Annotated in this window: 11 protein-coding genes; all 11 read right to left on the bottom strand. The window is 49.7% G+C overall.

What is annotated here, in order from left to right:
- Positions 1-104: 104 nt before the first annotated feature.
- Positions 105-3,008 (bottom strand): discoidin domain-containing protein, encoded by a 2,904-nt coding sequence (locus VN105_RS21965; RefSeq protein WP_325644234.1) that lies wholly within the window; start codon positions 3,006-3,008, stop codon positions 105-107.
- A 9-nt stretch (positions 3,009-3,017) separates the two neighbouring features.
- Positions 3,018-4,421, bottom strand: a complete 1,404-nt coding sequence (locus tag VN105_RS21960) for a DUF5005 domain-containing protein (protein WP_325644232.1) — start codon at positions 4,419-4,421, stop codon at positions 3,018-3,020.
- 7 nt (positions 4,422-4,428) lie between these two features.
- Positions 4,429-7,491 carry a TonB-dependent receptor gene (locus VN105_RS21955; RefSeq protein WP_325644230.1) on the bottom strand — a complete coding sequence of 1,021 codons (3,063 nt, stop codon included), beginning with the start codon at positions 7,489-7,491 and terminating at the stop codon, positions 4,429-4,431.
- A 36-nt stretch (positions 7,492-7,527) separates the two neighbouring features.
- Positions 7,528-9,234: a RagB/SusD family nutrient uptake outer membrane protein gene (locus VN105_RS21950; protein ID WP_325644228.1), complete on the bottom strand. Its 1,707-nt coding sequence runs from the start codon at positions 9,232-9,234 to the stop codon at positions 7,528-7,530.
- A 22-nt stretch (positions 9,235-9,256) separates the two neighbouring features.
- Positions 9,257-12,334 (bottom strand): SusC/RagA family TonB-linked outer membrane protein, encoded by a 3,078-nt coding sequence (locus VN105_RS21945; RefSeq protein WP_325644226.1) that lies wholly within the window; start codon positions 12,332-12,334, stop codon positions 9,257-9,259.
- A 24-nt stretch (positions 12,335-12,358) separates the two neighbouring features.
- On the bottom strand, positions 12,359-13,318 hold the full coding sequence (locus tag VN105_RS21940; RefSeq protein WP_325644224.1) for a DUF4961 domain-containing protein: 960 nt from the start codon (positions 13,316-13,318) through the stop codon (positions 12,359-12,361).
- Between the two features lie 21 nt (positions 13,319-13,339).
- A complete protein-coding gene (locus tag VN105_RS21935; RefSeq protein WP_325644222.1) occupies positions 13,340-13,777 on the bottom strand; it encodes a DUF5004 domain-containing protein in 438 nt (145 codons plus the stop codon).
- 11 nt (positions 13,778-13,788) lie between these two features.
- Complete coding sequence (locus VN105_RS21930) at positions 13,789-15,498, bottom strand: RagB/SusD family nutrient uptake outer membrane protein (RefSeq protein ID WP_325644220.1); 1,710 nt, start codon at positions 15,496-15,498, stop codon at positions 13,789-13,791.
- Positions 15,499-15,682: 184 nt separating this feature from the next.
- Complete coding sequence (locus VN105_RS21925) at positions 15,683-17,995, bottom strand: GH92 family glycosyl hydrolase (protein WP_325644218.1); 2,313 nt, start codon at positions 17,993-17,995, stop codon at positions 15,683-15,685.
- 2 nt (positions 17,996-17,997) lie between these two features.
- Entirely contained in the window at positions 17,998-19,374 is a 1,377-nt protein-coding gene (locus VN105_RS21920) for an SGNH/GDSL hydrolase family protein (protein WP_325644216.1), read from the bottom strand.
- Positions 19,375-19,382: 8 nt separating this feature from the next.
- The coding region (locus tag VN105_RS21915) for a glycoside hydrolase family 38 C-terminal domain-containing protein (RefSeq protein WP_325644214.1) at positions 19,383-21,709 on the bottom strand (2,327 nt) is incomplete at its 5' end.

The following is a 21,709-nucleotide window of genomic DNA, read 5'->3' as shown; positions in this document are numbered from 1 at the left end:
GAAGACACCCTTTAAAATTCAAAACCAACAAAACTATCTTCCCTTTTTACATAAGCTGCAGCCCAACAACTCTTTATTGCTGCTATTCAGTTTCCCCAATAACCCTAATGATTATAAGGTGTTACTACCAACTTATACTTTCCATCTTTCAACAATCTTTTTTCAAACATAATTTCCACCCGCTTCTTCTCTCCTTTTAAAAGCGTAAAATAATTATCATCCATCACAGCAGGTAATACGCGCTCATTGTTATCTGCCCTCAGCAACTGCACATGCACGGCAAATGCGGGGGAAGAAGCGGGATTGGTAATAGTAGCAATAACACGGGTGCTGTCGCCATGCTGTTCCAATATGGAAGAGGTTTTCAACTGAACGGGGGGCAGCTTATCCAGTGCTGTATAATCAGCCATGCGACTGCTTCTCCAGTAGAAGTTCTCCGACTGCAGTTTTCCCCGGACATCTTTCAGTAACAGGCGGATGAACTGCACATCCGTTAATGACTTGCTGCGTTGGCCATACACCTCCATATCAAATAATGAATAGCCCCATTCAGTGGCGCGTTTGCGACCAAGCATGCGTACATACCGTGTTTTCACCGGCTTAACGGTAATGGTTTCAATGCCTCCTTTACCGGCATCAGTGGTGTATACATCCTGCCACTGCTTTGCATCGTCAGACACCTGGAGATTGTAGGCGCTCGCATATGCATCTTCCCAATGCAGCATTACACTGCTGATATTTTGCGCAGTGCCTAAATCAACATAGACCCATTCATTATCGGTGTAATTACTGCTCCATCTTGAACCAGTGCTGCCATCCGCCACTGCGGCGGCCCCTGCGCTTTCCGGTGAAGAAGAAGATGCCAGCGCCGGTTTCTTAAAGGCCAGGTTATCGATACTGAAGTTCAGATCGAAGCACGGGGTAGCGGTGTTGGAAGCGGCATCAATAGTCGCTTTTCTACCGAACGTTGGCGCGGGCGTTCCATCCATATTGTAAACAATTGCTTTCGCCTGTAAGCCCTGGTATTGCTTCGCTGTGGTGTTGATCACTTTTACAGAATTATCTGCCGCACTCCATTGGATATGCAATGGTTCGCAGGCTTTTTTAACGCCCCAGTAGGCGCCGGTAAGGTCGTAGTAATAATCATAGGTTTGCCATACCAGGCTGGGATAGGCGCTTTGGCTCATCCAGGTCATTATACCGGAAGCATCGTTCCACATGTGATGCAGCCAGCCTTCATATAATGCTTTGTTGGTTTCTATATTTACGAGTTGCGCTTTACGGCAATAGTCTTCAATGCCCGTGGCTTTGCCATAACTTTTATTAATGGCGTCATCGTACCGGTCGGGGCCTGCGTTGGCTGCGGAGGGACCAAAGAAATGCAGATCCCACATTTTATTACGCGGCCACCAGCTGCTGTCCGGCATAAATTTTTTAAAGCTTTCGAAAGAAGTGAAAACGGCGGTACCTATTTCTGTGCGTAAGCCCCAGCCAGGTGTTCCTCCAAAGCCATTGGGATACTTTGTGAAATACCAGGCCGGCATAAAGTTAGCCCAGGGACCGCTGCCGGTTAAGCCATCTGAATGCGAGTTCGCCTGGTAAAGACGGTCGTTGCCATCATAGGTAGCTACATTTTCCTTTAGCCAGCCATTCAGCGGCGGTAAAGGATAGCCTTCATTATCGCCGCACCATACGGCTATGCTGGGATGATTGCGGAGGCGTTTGATCTTTTCCACCGCGTTCCTGTTAAAGGCAAAAACGTCTTTAGGCAGGTTAGGATGTGAATTTAACCAGAAGTCGTCCCATACCAGCATACCATACTTATCGCAGGCATCATAAAACTCTTCATCGGTAGTGCTGCCTATCCAGTTGCGGATCATGTTAAAATTCATTTCCTTATGCAGGCGCACCTTCGTATTATATTCTTCACCACGGCAACGCAGCATGTATTCAGACATGCCCCAGTTACCGCCTTTTATAAATATGCGTTTACCATTCACACTGATGTGCAATACACCGCCGAGGGTATCATAACTGTATTGCTTTACCCCAAAGGTGATCTTTTTGCTGTCGGACAAATTGCCGCCGGATACAAATTGCAGCTGGCAGGTATACAGCGGCTGACCGCCATAACCGTTAGGCCACCATAACTGTGGATGCGCTATTTCAGGATCAAACGATACCTGTTCAGATTGCCCTGCGGGTAGTTTTATTTTTTTAGAGAAACGGATGTTGCCCGGCTGAATAACACCGGATACTTCTCCTTCCTGCGCGGTTGCGGAATGATTATCCAGGTCCATACTGATACTTAGCTTTGCACGCGATGAATCCGGCAAAGCAGTACGTATCCATGGATCTGCAATAGTCACCTGGCCGGAGCCGGAAAGATATACATCGTCTGTAATCCCCATGTTAAGACCAGGTACATAAGGCATCCAATCCCAGCTGGCGCTGGAAATATAAGTAGGACTGGAATAATTCACAATAGGCGTACCGGGCCAGTGTACCAGTAACAGGAGCACATTAGGCTGATCATATCTCAACAGATCTGTTACATCAAATTTACCCCGGTCCATAAAACCATCCAATGCGCCTATACGCCGGCCATTCAGGTATACTTCCGCTTTGCGGTTCACGCCTTCGAAATTCAGCCATTGCTTTCCGGCGTTATTACGTGTAGGCGTAAACGTGGCCCGGTACCAGAAATCGCGGTCATATTTTTTCTTATCTACCTGGTAAATATTATCACCAAAATTGGGGTCTTTCTCCAGGCCAGCTGTTACAAAAGCGCCGAATACAGTGCCTGGTACTACACCGTTTACCCAATGCTGATCGTTGTAGCCGGGCGCATAAATATCCGGCTCCTCATTTACTTCCGATGCGGCTTTTATTTTCCAGTGTACCGCTGTGTTACTACTGTTTAAGCTGAACGTCTTTTCCTGTGCTTTTACTGCCAGCCCTGTCATCATTAATAGGGCCAGTAATTTTTTTCCTTTGCTATTGAACATGATTAACTGCTATTTCCAATTGAATACCCTTACGAAATACGGCCGGTACCTGTCTGCACTACCGGGACTGTTAAAGTTGGTGGCAAAATCAGTGGGATTGATATTATAGGAGATGACCAGTTCTCCCTGCCTGCTCAGTGCATGATGCACAAAAGCATTATAGGTGATCATATCACCGGTGTATTGATCGGGTATGTGATAAATGGTGCGCTTGTTGGTCCACGGCCCAACCGGTGTGCTGGATTCAAGAATGTAAATATCAAGCCCGAAAATGATCTGCTGCGATACGAGGTAATACTTTCCATCTTTGAAAAACACGTTAGGCTGACTAATATCATTGCAAACATTATACTTCACGGGCGTGTTGCTCCAGCCGGTACCATTGTAATATTCCCAGGCGCCGGTGAGGTCCTGCCCGGCTACGCGGGCTACATACATGGAAGAAGTAAGGAAACCGTTTTCGGTGCTGTACATATACGTGTAGCCATCCGGCGCCTGCATACTGCCTGCGCTGTAGTTGCTAAGCACGTCTTTATCTTTTATTATCTGGCTGAGTTGCATGGAGGGCAACTCGAAAATGGCGAGGTCTGTGCTTACATGCGCAAAATCCCAGGCGCCGCTGCCGGTTTTCCTGACATGACTCAGCAACATCTGGAATTTATTGTTATGTACCTGTCCTGCGCCGGGCCAGTACCAGTCCTGGTCTTCCGCGGCTGTGCCATACTTGATCCAGGTTTGACTGGCGCTACCGGTACCGGGATTCAGCTGCACAAAGCTTTGTAAAGATGTATCCAGCTGCAGGTGTGCAGCATTACGCAGCATCACGTTATTGGTGCGGTTACGGTCAGCGCTCACCTGCCCGAAAAAGCTATCCTGGAATGACCATACAATACGGCCGTCCGGCAACAGCGCGGAGTAGCATCCGTCGCCGCCGTTCCAGTTCTGGTAACGGGTAAGGTAATCGTTGTAATCAAGATCGCTGTACACAGTTACGTTCGGATCCCAGCGCCCGTTGTTAGGTAACAGCTGCAACCGGGGACCGGTAACCTCGTCGGCCTTTTTAAGGATGCGCACATACCAGTATTTCTGGATACCTGCTTCGGAAGTAACGCGGTACGTATAGCGATTACCGTTTGCCGCGAAATCCACTTTCACACCTGGTGCAGGAAGCACGGTAGCGCTTTTGGAAACAGTTACCAGCGGACTGATAGCACTCAGGTCCACATCCTTCTCCACCCACAGGGTAACCGTAGCGGAATCTGTTCCGTTTACAATTTCTGACGCCCCTACCTGGCCCTGCGGCAAGCGGAAGGAAACAATGGCGCGTTCCTGGCTCTGGTACCCACTGAGCGGGTTCTTCATACAGGAAGAGAAAATGCTGCCGGTCATCAATAGCAATAGCAGTTTATTCATAAGGATATTATTTAAAACCGATTTGAATACCCAGGTTGATCACACGCTGATTGATATACGCATCTCCTGCGGAGTTGCTGGCCACTTCAGGATCCTGCTGGTATTTATTGTAGTTGGTCCATGTGAACAGGTTATATGCACTCATATAAAGACGGGCATTATTGATCCGTGCCGGTAACCAGCGGCTCGGCAGCTGATAGCCCAGGTCTACTGTTTTCAGTCGCACATAACGTGCATCGATCAGCCAGAAATCCGACATATAGGTGCGTGCGCTGTTGATAGTGGTAGGGTTGCTGGTAAGCCGCGGAAACTGTGCATTGGCAGCATTTTCCGGCGTCCACCGTTGCTGATGGATAGGCTGGAACTGGCTCTGGAAAGTTTCGATACCGGTGCCCACCACGCTGAAGCTGTACCCGAAAGATCCCTGGAACAGCAGGTTTACGCTAAAGCCTTTATAACTGGCGCCCAGTGTGAGGCCAAGCACCGTGCTGGCCAGGTTGGGTTTACCAATTGGCCCCTGGTCGTTGTTATCGATCACGCCGTCGCCGTTGATATCCTTGTACTTCAGGTCGCCCGCCTGGATAGGATACTCACTGAGCGGCGTAGCGGGTTTATCATGTGTATTCGCCTGGATCTTCTGGATATCTTCCGGTGTGTAGTACCCGATAAAAGTGTATCCGAATGGCTGATCGATAGGAAGACCTGTTTGCCGCAGCCATGGATAGGCGGGCTGTGCTTCATCTTTAAACAGTACTTTATTTTTAAAATACTGGAATACGAGGCTGGTATTAAACAATACCTGGCGGATATTTCCCCGGTAGTTGATCTGTCCGTCGAAGCCCTGGTTGCTGGTCCTGGCTACGTTGGTAGGACTGTAACCAATACCGATGATATTTGGCACAGAGCCTTTGCGAACCAGCTGATCGAAGCGGATATCGTGAAAATAATCTACTGTGAAAGATAGTTTGTCTTTAAAGAGATTTACGTCGATACCTACATCTGCTTTTTTTGCTTTCTCCCAGGTAACATTCAGATTACCAAGGTCGCCTTCGTAGATAGAACCGTTCTGCGTGTCATTCTCCCCAAAAGAATAACCACCGCCGTTTACATATTCCTGGCGATACAGGTAGCGGTTACCCGAAGTAACATCAGAACCTACCACACCATATGAGCCGCGTATTTTCAACAGGCTTACGAAAGTTATATTATGTTTAAAGAAAGGCTCTTCCGAAATGCTCCATCCTGCGCCTATAGCCGGGAAGAAGCCGTTACGTTTTTTCGCCTGGAACCTGTCGGAACCATTGTAGGCGCCGTTGAAATCGAGCAGGTACTTTTGTTTGTAGTTGTAACCCACCTTAAATGAGAAGCCCCTGAAGTTGGCGGGAATATCTGCCTTCGACGTATAGCTTTGCCTGTTATACAGCGCCAGCCCGTTAAAGGAGTGATCGCCGAAAACACGGTTGTAGCTGAGGAAGGCCTGTGTATTTACGTTCCGGCTGTAGAGATCCGTATTTCCTGTAACGCGATACTTCTGCAGGCGGTAGTTGCCGCGCGGATCAAGGGTGTACGACTGGTCGGCCGGATTATAATAATAGGAAGGCGGCTCTGCTTCGCGGAACAGGTTCCTGGCATATTGTTCTATCCCGCCGTATGCGATACGGCCGGTGAGCGATAATCCTTTCGTGAGGAAGTCGAGTTGCTGGGTTACATCATACAACACATCGAAGTCGGTTCTTTTAGTGCGGCTGTAGCCACCGTTGGCCAGCCGCGCATTGAGCGTTGGCAACGCATCCTTTGTATCTGCTGCATAGGCATAGCTGCCATTGGGGTTCATCATTGGTGCAGAGTAAGGATGTATTTTTTCAAAGTTATATACTTCCGATACCACGTTGGCCGATTTGGGCTGGTTAATATCACCAAAGCGGGTGGTGAGATTAAGCCGCATCGTTAACGTTTTGGTAGCGCGCATATCGAGATTGGAGCGGAAATTATACCTGCGGAAGAAGTAGTTGGTGTTCACCTCGTTCCTGGGATCAGAAAAATCTTTTACCAACCCGTTTTGCGTAAGGAAACCGCCGGAAATAAAATATTTCACCGCATCCGTACCACCTGAAACATCTACGTTGGTATTGGCCTGGTAAGCGTGTTTTTTAAACACCGCATCGTACCAGTTGATATCAGGATGCCCGTAAGGATCGGCGCCGCTTTTAAACAGTTCAAGATCCTGCGCCGTGAACTTCGGCGCAAGGCCATCGTTTTTGTACGCTTCATTCACCAGCGTAGCCGCATCGTAGGAGTTCAGGAACTTCGGCGTTTTAACGGGCGATTGCTGCCCGGATTCCACGCGCACATTCACCTGTGGGAGCCCTGCTTTACCACGGCGTGTAGATACCACCAGTACACCGTTGGCTCCTTTGATACCGTAGATCGCTGTAGTAGATGCATCTTTTAAAATGGAAATACTTTCGATCTCGTTCACGTTGATCTGCTGTAACTGGTCGTAAGAATATTCGATATCATCTACAATGATCAGCGGTTTATTGCCATCTGCATTCAGCGAGCTAACCCCGCGGATGAAGAAGTCGGATGCATCCTTTCCCGGCTGACCGGAACGTTGCTGGGATACGAAGCCCGGCAGTTTTCCCATCAGTGCATTCTGCACATTGGCTGTAGGCACATTCCTGATTTCCGAACCGGTGATGGCGCTTACCGCACCGGTACTGGTAATACGTTTGGCGGTATTGAAGCCCACTACCACCACTTCATCAATACCTTGTGTTGACGACTGCAGCACTACATCAACCGCATCGCGGCCGGCCACATCTACCTCCTGTGCGGAGAAACCGATGAGCTTTACGATCAGTGTATGCGAAGTACCTTTCAGCGTGAGCTTGAACCGGCCGTTGGCATCGGCAATCACGCCGTTGGCAGGCATACCCTTTTCCGAAATGGAAGCGCCGGGCAGTACGCCGTTCATATCTTTTACCGTACCGCTTACAATTCTTTGCTGGGCCGTTGCGAGGAACGGCGCAGTGAGCAGCAGCAGGAGAAACAGTATAATATTTTTCATCTTCAGTCAGTTAAATTTCTTGTAAGGGATATGACTTTACCATCCTGGGTTCTGGCGCATGTTATCGTTCTTCACCACCTCATCGTAGGGGATCGGGTACAGGTACATTTTCGGCGCCACAAAAACAGGTTTGAATGCCTCTGTTACATTGTAATTAAAGCCGGGTCCTTCCTTGATGATGCTCATACCGTGGAGTGCTTTGCTGTATACCTGCTGCGCAATTTTCCAGCGGCGTATATCCCAGAAGCGGTGCTCTTCAAAAGCCAGTTCTATCCTTCTTTCGTTGCGTATTACATTGCGCATCTCATCTGCAGACATATTTTCGCGGAGGCCGTACATACCATTATCACCTGGGGTGATGCCTGCACGGGCGCGCAGGTCTTTCAATACCTGGTATACCGCTGCCGTGGGGCCGCTGTATTCATTTTCCGCTTCCGCAAAATTGAGCAGTACTTCCGTATAGCGCAGTATGATCCAGTCGTGGCTGGTATTACTGTATTGCGTAGCATTTTCAAAGTTGCCCATGAACTTGCGCATGTAATACGATGTTTTGGTACCGGGTTCCGCACCGCCGGGCCGGTTCTGTCCTCCTTCAAATGTTTGCAGTTCTGTATTCAGCCAGCGGGCGCCGTTGTAGAGGATGGTCATAGCCAGGCGCGGATCGCGGTTGGCATAGGGGCTGTTAGAGTTATAGCCCGACGCAGGATCTGTGATAGGTACGCCGGTATTGGCAGGAAAGGCATCTACCAGTTCCTGGGTGGGATTGGTGCGCCCCCTGGCTACGGCGGCAAAACCAACCGGTCCGTTGGTGCCTTCTATTTCCGTAGTGTTTCCACCCTGGCGGAAGAAGATCACCTCGCTGTTATTTTGGGTAATGAATATATCCTTGAAATTAGGCAGCAACGAAAAAGTTTTTTCGTTGATCAGCTCGCGGGCAGCATCTGCCGCCAGCTTCCAGCGTTCTTTATCATAGCTGGCATACCCGGTGAGTGCATTGCCTGCTTCTATATTCTGCCCGTTGAACAAAGGGCTGGCGGCATATAACAGTACACGTGCCTTTAATGCCAGCGCAGCGCCTTTTGTAGCGCGGTGGCTGTTCAGTTCCGGCGCTACTACGGGATTGGGGCGCAGACTATCTTTAATAGCATCGCATTCGTTTACAATATAGCTTACACATTCAGCGAAAGAACTGCGTGGTATCTGTACATCATCTCCCAATTCCCTTACCTTATCTCCCATTAACGGTATACCGCCATAGCGCTTCAGCAGTTCAAAATAGAACAACGCCCTGATGAAGCGGGCTTCTGCCTTCCAGGCATAACGGATGGAAGCGCCGTTGGGTAATTTCTCTTTCACCGGCGATACATCGATGTTGGAAACAAAAAGACTGGCGGCACGGATGGCAGCGTAGCAATTGTTCCAGGGCGATTCATCTGCGATGGTAGCATAAGAAGTATAAGCGCCTGTGGCAAGCTGCGATACGGAAGAGGTGCCCACCAGTCCTGAAATCGCATCATCAGATGCAGCATCCAGCAAGTCGCCACCTACGCGGTTATAACCACCGGGCAGTTTGGAATAAATACTGTTGAGGAATTTATTGGCGTAAGTGCCCAGGGAATCGTCCTGGTCAAATACATACTCGATAGTTACCTTTTCGAGCGGAATAACTTCGTAGTCTTTCCGGCAGCTGATAACAACAGTCATGCAGCCGGCCAGGAAAATCAATATGCGGAAATGTTTCATGGTGCGTTGTTTAGATGGCGGACTAAAATTTTATGTTGATACCGGTATTCAATACCCGCTGGATAGGATACGCTCCTACGCCCACTTCGGGATCAACAAAATCATATGCAGCATGTGTAAACAGGTTCTGTGCATTGGCAAATACCTTTACGCTGCCAAGCTTCACACGGCTTGTCCACCTGTAAGGAAGATTATAAGCAACGTTTATATTCTTCAGCCGGAAATAATTCCCGTTGCGGATCCAAAAGGAAGAAGCTACCTTGTTATAGGTATTGTTGGCATCGGCGGTTAAACGCGGATACGTGGCCGTTGCGGCTGATTCGGGCGTCCAGCGGCCTGTGATCTGTTCATACGCCTGGCCATAAGTAAAATTCATAAACTGGAACCCGGCTTCAGTAGCGCCGTTATCTATATAATTCACCCGGTTGGCTACGCCTTGCAGCAATGCACTGGCTTCTATTCCTCTCCAGGAGAAACCGAAGTTTACACCATAATAAATGCGGGGTTTGTAAGTACCGATAGGCGCTTCATCAAACTGGTTGATAACGCCATCACCGTTCAGGTCTTTGTAACGTATATCGCCGGGCAATGGTTTATAACCGGCAATGGTGGCGCTGCCTGCGGCTTCTTCGGCACTCTGGAAAAATCCGTCTGCGATATAGCCGAAGCGCATGCCTACGGGTTGTCCTGTTCTTCTGTTCCATTCATAATCGCGGCGTTGTTCATCCATAAACACCACTTTGGTGCCTTCTATGCTGCCGTTGGCAGTAACGAAATAATTGAAGTCTTTCACCCTGCCCTGGTAGGTTACAGTAAGCTCTCCGCCCTGGTACAGGTTAATACCGATATTTTCCGGTGGGTAAGCAGCGCCGGAAAGCGCGATGCTTTTTCCGCGTATCTGCAAAAGATCTTCATAGCGGTCGTGGTAATAATCACCGGTTACCTGCAGTTTGTTGCCAAACAGGGATATATCCATGCCTACATCCATTTTGCGGGCGGTTTCCCAGGAGATATTCACATTGGCCAAACCATTTTCCTTAAAGCCGGAAGCCGGTGAGCGGGCCGTTCCCTGGGAGTAGATACCACCGCCTACGCCATTGTCTTCGCTGAAGTCCTGGCGCCAAAGGTAATAGCCGGAGTTATCGATACCGTTGCCGGTATGTGCGTAGGTAGCTCTTAATTTCAACTGGTTCAGCCAGCGGCTGTTTTCTTTAAGAAAACTTTCCTGTGCAAGATCCCAGCCGATACCGCCTGCGAAAAAGGTACCGGTTTGTTTACCGGGCAGGTAACGGTTAAAGCTACTCCTGTTAACAGCGCCTTCTATGAAATATTTGTCTGCATAGTTATACGCCACCTTGCCGGAAAGATTGGTGGATTTACCCGGGAGGTCGTAGTTAAAGATGGTTTGCCTGGTATCCGCCAGCACTACGGCATTTACGCCATGACGGCCAAATTGCCGGTCGTAGTTCAGTGATGCCTGGCCGAAAAAGTATTGCGCATTGAAAACGGAAATGAAATTATTCTGCTGCGCCATGGCATTGCCGTACTTCGCATACAACGTATCTTCCTGGTCTATCGATACTTTGTATACCAGGTCTCTTTTGCTGCGGTCTATGGCGTTGGCCGACTGGATAGAGAGATTGCCTTTGCCTTTCAGTGATAACCCCGGCAGCCAGTCGCCCAGGTTATAGCGCAGGTCCACATTGGCCATTACATCTTTGCTGTTGTCCTGGATATAGCCGCTGTTGAGCGTTTGCGACAGGAGGTTGGTGGTGAGGTTATTGGTACCGCCCCAGCTGCCGTTGGGATTGTAAACGGGATAGGCGCCGTTGGGAGTCGACAGCAATCCGCTCAGTACATTACCGATGCCGGCGCCGGGCTGTGTTCCTTCCTGAAGGCGGCCAAAGAGTTGCATACCTACATTGAAGTTCCTGCTCACATCGATGTTCACATCGGTGTTGATAAGATAACGTTTCAGTCCTGCATTGGTATTATAATTATTAGCAGAAGAAGTATTGAAGATACCCTGCTGGCCGGTATAATTCAGTGACACCGAATACCGCGCGGTATTGCCTCCCCCGTTGATGTTCAGGTTGTAGCGCGACATGGGCGCGTTATCACGCAGGATGGCATCGTACCAGTTTACATCCGGGTGGGTATAAGGTTTTGAGTGGTCGCGGAAAGCAATGAAATCGGCTTCTTTATATAAGGGTTCCTTACCATCGTTTTGCAGGGCTTCGTTCAGCAGGTAAGCGTACTGCCAGGAAGGCAATGGCTTTGGCATGCTGAGCGACTGCTGGATACCGGTTTGCGCGGTAAAAGATACGCGCGGTTTGCCGGCGCGGGCGCGTTTGGTGGTTACCAGCAATACGCCGCGGGAACTGCGCTGCCCCAGCATGATGGTAGATAGTCCATCTTTCAGTACAGAAATGGATTCAATATTTTCCGGGTCTATAGAAAAGAGATCGCGTTGTATACCGTCTACGATAGTAACCGGTACCTGTCCCCGTAACGATAAATTCATTTCGGTATTATCGTTGGGTTCAGAAGCGCCGGGTCTTGGAATATTCCCGATGAAGATATCCACATCAAAGTTGTTGCTGGTACCGGGGTTCCGGAACCCGCTCACCTGCTGGGTATAAAGGCCGGCCAAACGGCCAGGCAATGCATAGGCATACAATGTAGCGGGCGTAGTAGAAAGTTGGTTAGTATATACCGTAGCAACGGAGCCTACTGAACTTTTAGGAGATGCTTCCCCGTAGAGTACAGGAATACGCTGTGGCAAGGGAATAAACAGTTCGTCCATACGCAGGGTGATGGCTGTATCCTGTACCTTCTGTTCTATTTCCCTATAACCGGGATGCCGGAAAACCAGTGTAGTATTTCGTGCGGCACGTATGGTAAATGCGCCGTTGGCATTGGTGCTGGTACTGTCGCCGGTATTTTTTATGAAGATGGCGACCCCTGCGAGCGGCTGCCCGTAATTATCTATCAGCCTGCCGGTGATGGGGCCGGTTTGCTGAGCCTGCACGTTCCCGCAAAGCGCAAGTACAAAACAGGCAAAGGCTGGAATATATTTTTTAATGTAGTTGTGAGCCATTGTATCAGTTTTATGGAACGGAGGTTATTGACATTTGAAAGTGTACACAAAAGGAGCCGCAGTATTGCTGAATCCAACCTTTACAGTACCGGTGGCGTCTGTAAAGAAGTATTCGATCTTTTCCAGTGTTTGTCCTTCCTGCAGGTTGAAGTAGGCACGGGGCCAGATAGTGATGGCAGATTTTTTACCGGTATAAGGTGTCAGTTTTGTGCCGTCTGTTTGCGTGCATACTTCAAGCACCTGTCCGTTGCTGGTATAACCTTTTGCGCACAGGTAAATATTACTTACGCCATTGAGGGCGGTCTGCACTACCTCCGGGTCAAAGCTCATGGTGAGGAAATCATTGTCGGTAGCCGAACCTGGTGTTACTACTGCAATCTGCGGGTTACAGAAATCGATGAGATCACCCTGGCCATCTGTTATGGAGAAGCAATCTTTGAACTGGCACTTGTATACGTTATTGGAACCGAATACATCGCTGAGTCCATCGCTGCTGGTGCCAAGGAAGTAGCCGGTTTTAAACTGCATATTTTCCGGACCGGGTTTGATCACCATGGTTACGTCGATGTTATCTTTTACGCCCTGTGGTACATTATAGGCTTGTTCTGTCCAGAACACCACCCATTCCAGGTCGTCTGTCATATAGTTGCCGCCCATGCCGAACCTGTCTTTCAGCGCGGCGGGCCATGTTTTCCCGCTAGCGGTAACCGTAGCCGGCACCGGCACCATTTTACCATTGCCATATGAATGAGTGGTAAAAGTGATGGTTGAATTAGTGGCGGCGGCCCAGCTTTTAGGCGCCAGGAAACCAACGATCAACCTTACATTGGTGCGTCCGCCATCCGCTACATCGATGCGGTTATGCATGGTAATGGTCATTTCCTGGTCCGCCTTCGCAGAAGAGGGCTGGTCTACCCCGTCGAGGAATACGCAACCGGCCAGCAGGAGCAGGAACAGGATGATACCGTAAGTATATTTTTTCATAACGCGTTGCATTGTGTTGGATCAGGGATTTAATCTTTCAAGAGTGTAGAGGTAGGTATTGGCCGTGCAACCCGGGCTGAACGAGAAGCTCATGTTCCGTTTCCCGTTTACCACCGGGTAGGTGAAGGTGGTGCTGACCGGCGTGCTGATACCTGTTTGGCTGAAGCTGATCCGGAAAGGATATTTGGGATCATCCAGTGAATAGCTGCCGTTTTTGCTGACCACAAAGGGCAGTGGATTTTCAATGGTATATTGCAGATCGGTGGTGAAACGGATCCTGAACTTTGTGAAGTCGGTGAGCGTGGTGATATCCACACCGTTGCGCACGGCCTTAACGATACGCCATTCGCCGGCAATATCTTTTACCGGTTCGGGCACCATTATTTCATTGCGGTGGCAGGAGTTGATGATGAGTACCAGTATTGGCATCAGTAAACATACCGGGAATCTTGATTTCATATTTTTACTTTTTACCAGGATGGATTTTGTTTTAGCTCCGGAGATTTGGCTGTTTCACCCTGGGGGATGGCCCACAGGTACATGGCATCGCGGAAATTATGTTTGCGTACAGGAAAGATGGTATAGGTTACATTAGCGCCGTTTCGTTTTACTTCCATGCCGGTCATCTGTTTATTTTCCGTTTGTGCGGCTATTTTCCATCTTCTTACATCCCAGAAGCGATGTCCTTCAAAAGCCAGCTCCACTCTTCTTTCCGCGTGAATGGCTTCCCGCATCTGTTCTTTAGACAGCCCTGCCGGGAGTTCGTAAGGCAACAACCCTGCACGTTTACGCACCAGTGCCACTGCGTTATACACTTCGGCTACAGGGCCGGCGTATTCGTTCTGTGCTTCGGCGTAGTTCAGCAATACTTCTGCATAGCGCATTAGCGGGAAGCAGCGTTGCGAACCATGTATAAAGTTGGCCGCAATGTTTTCATCAAGCATTTTGTTGGTGTAGTAACCGGTGGGGGTTCCTGCGTGTACGGCATCCTGGCTCACCCCTTTGCCATCGGGGCCCAGGAAAATATTCACCGGTTCTTTCAGCCCGGTGTTCTGTATCAGCGGCGTTTGATCGCGGATCACGGAATAAGCCAAACGTGGATCGCGGTTACTGTACGGATTAGCCGCATCATAACCGGACGAAGGATCTGTAATGGCTTTACCGTTTGCCATGCCGAAGGCGTCTACAAAGCCCTGGTACGGAAAGCCGCCCTGGGCGCCGTTCCTGGACGGTGGTTGCCAGGCCGATTCCAGTTCACGGTTGCCTCCCTGCATTTTGGCAAGGATATATTCCGGGTTCACCCTAAGGGTAAATACTTTATAAAAACCATAACCGGGAGCGGTGGCATTGTCTTCATTCAGGGAATAAGCAGCTGTGTTCATCACCGCCGCCGCTGCATCTGCAGCCAGTTTCCAGCGTTCCGGCACATTGTCGGGGTAGCAGGTGGCGGCATCTTCTTTATTGATACCACCTCCGTTGAAGAGGGGACTGGCGGCGTACAACAATACTCTTGCTTTCAGCGCCATAGCCGCACCGCCACTGGCGCGGCCATAGTCCTCCCGGATCCTTACCAGCGGTAATACAGCGGCGGCGGCATCGCATTCCGATACGATATAGTCCACACACTCTTTATAGGAGTTGCGCACAGCCGGGATCTTATCTTCCACTTTATACACGGAGTCGCCGATCAGCGGGATACCACCATAGTGTTTTAACAGATCGGCATAGTACCATGCTCTCAGGAATCGCGCTTCCGCGCTCATCACGTTGCGGATATACGACGGGATGGGTGAGCCGGGCAGGTGTTTCAGCAACTGGTTCACCCGGCGGATGTTGGTATAAGGTGTATTCCAGGCATCGGCGCTGATGATGGAAGGGTTTACGGTACCCGTGGCAAACTGGATAGACGTTGTTACTGTAGCGGATTTTTGCGGTTCCGCTTCATCGCAGGAGGCATCGAGGCCGCCATTACCAAAGCGGGTAGCGCTTTCTGCGAAACCAATGTCGATGTAAATGTTGGTGAGGAAAGCTACTGTGCGGGCGCTGTCGGAAAATACCGTTTGCTCGTCCAGGTTAGTCGTTTCCGTCTGATCCAGGAAGTTCTTTTTACCGCAGGAAACCAGGGTAAATAATCCTATGCATAGGCATACAGGAGCAGTGAATGCGAATTTCATTTTCATAACGTTAATACGTGTTTGCATCCGGCTTTTGGTGATAAAATTTACATACGTGGCATGTCCTCCCCTGTCTGCAGAAGCAACCTTCTGCAGCAGGGGCGACGCGGGATATTTCTGATTGGTTACTGTTAGTCCCTATGGTAATGACACCTTAGAAAAGCGGTACCGCCATCCTTCCAATAATTTTTTATTTAATTCCCCAATTCTTTGCGGGCTGGCTACCCATTTCCAGTACCAGGGTTCCCCCGGCGGTAATATCCGCATGGTTAATATAGCAGTGGGGGTATGGTTTCCCGTTTAACCAGGCGCGCTGGATATAACGGTTGGCAGGTGTATTGTTGCGGGCGGTAATAACAAACTGCTTACCTTTTGCGTAAGCAGGATCAAGGGAGATGGTAATATTATTGAACACCGGGCTGGTGATCTCATACCGGGCGCTTCCCGGGCATACGGGATGCAACCCGCTGGCCGCCAGTACATACCAGGCAGACATCTGCCCTACATCTTCATTCCCTACCAATCCTTCTACAGAATTATGATAAGCGCGGGCGCAGATCTCGCGGGTCCATTGCTGGGTAAGCCAGGGGGCGCCCAGGCGGTTGAACAGGAAAGGCACGTGATGCACCGGTTCATTGGCGTGGTTATAATAATCGTTCCACATCATGTTTTCCGGCACTTTTTCAAAAAACACGGCCAGGTCGGCCAGTACTTTTTCCTTTCCGCCCATGAGGGCTACCATGCCCGGTACGTCCTGCGGCACAAACCAGCCTTGCTGGTAAGGGCTGCTTTCAATAGTGCCGTAGCCCTGCCGCATACGACCGTCTTCCGGCCAGGGTTGCCAGCTGCCATCATCGTTGCGGGGGCGGAACCAGCCCTTAGCCGTGTCAAATACGTTCCTGTAATTGGCGCCGCGGGCCAGGTATATTTTCTCGTCTGCTTTCTTACCAAGTGCGCCGGCCAGTTTGCCCAGGCACCAGTCGAAATAGGCGTATTCCAGTGTGAGCGAAACGCTTAATCCGCCGGTGGAATATCCTTTGCTGCCATTACCAAATTTCTCCACGGAATTTTTGGCGAAGGCATAGCCTTTATTGATATCGAAACCACGTATTCCCTTCGCCCATGCATCGGCCATTACAGATACAGCCGGATTGCCGATCATACAACCACTGTAGGCATTCAGGAGTTCCCAGCGTTCCAGGTAGTGGTTACCGGTTTCATCGGCCAGCGTTACCAACGAATTTACCATGTCGTTCACCACACGCGGATTAATGATGGTTTGCAACGGCATCTGGCTGCGGAATACATCCCAACCGCTGAAGATGGTACGTTTGCTGAAGTTTTTAACGGCATGTACTTTTCCATCTCCCCCAATATATTTTCCATCCACATCAGAAAAATTACGGGGATCGATCATGGTATGATACAAGGCTGTATAAAACACTTTCTTTTCCTCTTCCGTACCGCCGGTGATCGTCATTTTTCCCAGGGCTTTGTTCCAGGAATCAAACGCCTGTTGTTTTACCCTGTCAAAGTTCCAGTCTTTTATTTCCGTTTGCAGGTTGTTTTTAGCGCCTTCAATACTTACGAAAGAAATACCTGCTTTCATCAGCACCGCTTCCTGTTCCGCGGTGGAAAACTGCGTGTAGAAGCCGAGATGTTTACCTGCTTTTTCTTTCGTGCCGGGCGTTACAACAGCCTTTGCGATCTGTTGCTGGTAACGGGCGCTTTCAACATCTTCCCGTTTGCGCGACCATCCGTCGGGGATATCGGCGCTCCAGGTACCATAATCTGAAAGCGGTTTGCTGAATTGTGCATAGAAGTAAACCGTGTAATTAGCTTTTCCATCGCCGTTTCCCCAGCCGCCGCCTTCCGGTGTGCATTGCATGTAACCGGCAATGGTACTGTCGTTGATCACCTTTACTTCCTGCCAGGTGGAGGTGCCTCCTACCCTGCGGGCCAGGTCAATCTGAATGCGCGACTGCTTACCGGCGGGAAAGGTAAATCGCATGATACCGCTATGCGGGGCGGCAGTCATTTCCGCGTTGATATTATGTTCCGTTAATTTAACGCCGTAATAGCCCGCGCTGGCTTTCTCCGTTTGTTTGGAGTAAGGAGAACGATAGCCTTCTTCCGGGTGTTGCCGGCTGCCGGCAGCCGTTTGCAATGGGCCGGTGGCGGGCATTACAAGGAAATTACCCAGGTCGCCAAACCAACCGATACCACTCATTTGTGTAAAGGCAAATCCTTCTATGGTGGTGTGTTCATAGCTGTATCCGGAACCATTATCGCCGCCAGTAATGGTATTGGGGCTCAGCTGCACCATCCCGAAAGGCGTGGCGGCCCCGGGAAAAGTTTTCCCGAGGCCGTGATAAATGCCTGCTGCACCTTCGCTGGTGCTGGCGCCTATGAAAGGGTTCACATATGCAGCCGGGCCTTGCGCGTTGCCGCTAACAGCCATCAATAAAAGTGCTGAAAAAAATATGGGAGCAGTAATTTTCATCTTTACAATTTAACGATCTCAATTTTATGAAGGGCAGGTTTATTGATGGTGTAGATCAGTTTAATGATCGTATCAATTTCCTGCTGCCATGCAGCGCGCAGTTCTTTATACATGGCGGTTTCATATACTTCTTCGTGATGGCGCAGCGCCCAGTCGGCTTTTGTATTGGCGCGGGCGCTATCCAGCGCAGCCGCGTCATCGTGCATGAGTAAATGCTTTTTATCAAAGAAGTTGCTTTGCACCCAGTAGTAGCTGCGGAAGCGGCTTTCTACTTCCGCACGGCGAATATTAAGCTGCATTACAGACAACGCCTGTTTGTATTGTGGTGTTTCCGGAACGGTGGCCAGGTTGATGCCCTGTGCAAATGCGCCGGCCGACCATTTACCAACCGGGTGACCATCTATCAGTAAAGTATAATCCCCTGAAGATAATCCATCTACCTGTAACATTTCCCTGTTAAAATCTTCCATAAAAGGAATCCAGTTCAATGCATCAGATTGTTTCTGGTTATTGCCCCAGATGCGGGCGACAGTATCAATAGGGAAAGGCAATGAAGCAGCCAGGTAATTGAAGCTCACTTTACCTGCAGTTGCATTCAGCTGGCTGATATTGCAATTCACCGACTGCTGCAATTTACCGTTACCTGCATTAATATGCACTTCCGCTACCGGTTTGCCGCTCAGGCCCTGGCTTTTCAGGAAAAGGGAAGCCATCACCAGGTGGCCCGCGTTACCGGGATGTATGCGGTCGGAACCTATCATGGTAAAAGTGGAATCCTTTTGTTGCAGTTGTTCGTTGAGCGCCGTCATAGGACGGAAAAGATCCGTAAAAGCCCAGTGATTTTTTCGTGCCGCTTCTTCCTGAAATTTCACGATTTCCAGCATAGCTTTATGTTTACCGGGAAATATATTCCTGTTGAACTTTGAAGTTTCATCATAAGGCGACGACGACATCAGCACTTTTTGTATGGCCGGTAATTGCAGGAGCCGTTGTTCTATTTGCCGGTAACTGCGGCGGGAAGCGGCAATCCGCTCCGCGGCGGTTTTATCGGCATCAGCGTTATTAAACTCAAAATAACCGGTATCGTTCATTCCGAAAGTAAGTACCAGTACACTGGGCTTTTTAGCCAGCACATCATATTCAAGGCGACGGTACATATCAGCCGCCTTATCCCCGCCGATGCCACCGTTCATGATCACCATTTTTTTACCGGGAAAATGGGTCATATAATAGAGATAGATGTAAGAGACATAAGCGCCTGCTTCGGTAATGCTGTTACCCACAAACACCACGCGGTCGTTTTGCTGAAAGGGCTTTACCTGCGCCTGTGCAAACAGGGTAGTAACAGTTAGCCCGATGGAATACAATAGCTTTTTCATATAGTAGTTTAATAATTTACAGATACATTTTTTAACCGGATGGTGCGGATACCGAAACGCGGTACAGCCAGGCGGATGGTTGTTTTACCAGATACTTTTCTTTGTGGAAGTATTTCTCCCGCATCGCCATTCAATTGTTCCATCACAGCAGCCGTGGCGGCGCCGTTGAAGGTGAGCTGGCTTTCACCGTTGTTGCCGCCTGTATTATACAACCTGACCAGGAGATCTTTTCCATCCATGATCAGGGCGGACACCTGCCAGCTTTTCTCCTGCAGGGCAAGTAATGAAAACTCCTTTCCGCCGGCTGCCGGCATCACCTGCAACGGCTCGCACCAACGTGTTTCTTCGTTGCTGATACCGCCGGTTTCCCAGTTGCCCTTATGAGGCACAATAGCATAGTTTACTTCCGTTGGCCCGGTGATATCATAATTACGGCCCCAGAGCGCCCTGCCAGCGTATTGCAGCGTAAGGCCAAGGGGATAATCCTTTCCATGTACATAGCTGGTAGTATGGTCTGTAAACAGTGCCAGTCCGTTATTGCCATCCGTTACATCCGCCCAATGGAGGATCACGTTATTTTTGATGCTGTCCCAGCTGCTGAAAAAGGTGTTCTCCAGGCGACTGCCGGTCACATCAAACGGGGCGTCTTTACTTAGCTGTTGTTCCTTAAGCTGAAGCGGGAACAGCACCTGCAGTTTACAGCTGTCGTTGTAAAATGCTTTATGATATGCTTCCGCGCTGTAGTTATCCGCCTGTGAATAGGCGCCGATACCGGGATTGCCTTTCCAGTTTATTTTCACTTTCATGTCAATTCTCCGCTGCCCGTTGGTGAATACTACCTGTTGTGTAAAAGGATGGACGTCAATAAAACCGTTGATCTCTACAACCGTGCGGGCTTTATTATTTTCCGTGATGCGCACCGTGGCAGCAGTATCCATGCTGGAGCGCCATGCTTTTTCATTGTAAAAATATCCTCTCAGTTCATTGAATCCGCGGCTGTTTTTTTGATCCACCATTTCTTTACCGGTGGCTTTTACCACCAGGCTGGTGATGGCGCCTCCTTTTGCAGGGTCAATTTCCGCGCGGTAGAGATCTGTTTCCGCGTGAATACGGCCATTTTGTTCGCGTACCGGCACATTGCTTTTTACCGTTGCCGGTTGTAGTTTATAAATGCTGAATCCCATTGGCGGTACTGTTGCTTTCATACGCCCCTGCCATGTTTCCACCGGCTTTCCTTTACTATTGGTTACTTTCCATTGTGTACCTTCCGGCAACTGCACCCATTCTTCGCGGGGTTGTGCAGTAGTGTTCAACACGCGGATATAGGTTATGAGACGATTATTTTTTTGTAAGATATTATCGCTTACGGAGAGGGTATTGTCTGTCCAGTGCTGTACTTTATCGATCCATGTATCGCCTTTGCGGCCATTGTAAGGTACAATCCAGCAGTCGTGGTGCTGGGCCAGCAGCAAGGTTTTCCAGGCGGTGTCCAGTTGTTGCTGCGGCCAGGCTATATTATCACAGAGTGCGGTGATAGCTGCGTACTTTTCTGCCGATACCAGTTTATTTTCTGCAGCCCTCACCTGTTGTGCAATACGTTGTAATACCTGCGCGCCCCATACCAGGCTTACCTGGATATCTTCCTGGCTTACTTTCCACACAGGAGCATTGGCATGGTTAGCTATGTTGCCGATGTAATTCCTCCAGGTTTCGTATTTGGCGTGTTGTTTCAGCCAGGGGCCATTGCGCCAGCCGGCGTCCTGCAGGCACATGCCCACGGGATTTGCGATACCGGCAGCACGTGCAGTGCGTATATATTCCCTGCCGTTATTCCAGGCGGTGGTTTGCCAGGTGGAATTAGGCAGCAACGCTTCTGAAGAATAGCGGGGCACGGTGAGCAGCCGGCTGCCATCGGGGCCCTGCCATTGCACCAGTTCACCGCCAAACGCGCGGGTATAGCCGCCCCAGCAGGTATTGGGATTTTTCAGGGACGCGTATTTAAATCCAAATGAGCGTAGTACCTGTGGCAGGGCACTGGTAAAACAAGGCTCTTCGCTTGAATAAGTAGTGAATACGGCGCCGGGGAAATGTTCCCTTAATTGTTGTATGCCGTAGCTGAACTGGCGTATCATGCTTTCACCGGAGCCGGTGTACAAATAGCTCTGGCCATAGGCCGGGTTTACATATTCAATGCGGCCGTTGGGCGACTGATCAGCAAATAACTGTTTGAAGGCGGCATACGCCTCCGGTTCTTCCACCTTCACCCGGTTCCAGGTTTCAGGTTCTATTTCCAGGTTAATTTTCCAGTAAGGATTTGCCTGCAGCTGGCTGGTTA

Source organism: Chitinophaga sp. (assembly GCF_035564935.1).
Lineage (GTDB): Bacteria > Bacteroidota > Bacteroidia > Chitinophagales > Chitinophagaceae > Chitinophaga.
Note: the sequence above shows the minus strand (reverse complement) of the source record. Positions and strands in the feature narration are given on the sequence as shown.

Excerpts from the sequence above, each read along its gene's own strand:
- VN105_RS21960 (WP_325644232.1), bottom strand. The coding sequence starts at position 4,421 with ATGAATAAACTGCTATTGCTATTGATGACCGGCAGCATTTTCTCTTCC.
- VN105_RS21955 (WP_325644230.1), bottom strand. The coding sequence starts at position 7,491 with ATGAAAAATATTATACTGTTTCTCCTGCTGCTGCTCACTGCGCCGTTC.
- VN105_RS21930 (WP_325644220.1), bottom strand. The coding sequence starts at position 15,498 with ATGAAAATGAAATTCGCATTCACTGCTCCTGTATGCCTATGCATAGGA.
- VN105_RS21920 (WP_325644216.1), bottom strand. The coding sequence starts at position 19,374 with ATGAAAAAGCTATTGTATTCCATCGGGCTAACTGTTACTACCCTGTTT.
- VN105_RS21945 (WP_325644226.1), bottom strand. The coding sequence starts at position 12,334 with ATGGCTCACAACTACATTAAAAAATATATTCCAGCCTTTGCCTGTTTT.
- VN105_RS21935 (WP_325644222.1), bottom strand. The coding sequence starts at position 13,777 with ATGAAATCAAGATTCCCGGTATGTTTACTGATGCCAATACTGGTACTC.
- VN105_RS21950 (WP_325644228.1), bottom strand. The coding sequence starts at position 9,234 with ATGAAACATTTCCGCATATTGATTTTCCTGGCCGGCTGCATGACTGTT.
- VN105_RS21940 (WP_325644224.1), bottom strand. The coding sequence starts at position 13,318 with ATGAAAAAATATACTTACGGTATCATCCTGTTCCTGCTCCTGCTGGCC.
- VN105_RS21925 (WP_325644218.1), bottom strand. The coding sequence starts at position 17,995 with ATGAAAATTACTGCTCCCATATTTTTTTCAGCACTTTTATTGATGGCT.
- VN105_RS21965 (WP_325644234.1), bottom strand. The coding sequence starts at position 3,008 with ATGTTCAATAGCAAAGGAAAAAAATTACTGGCCCTATTAATGATGACA.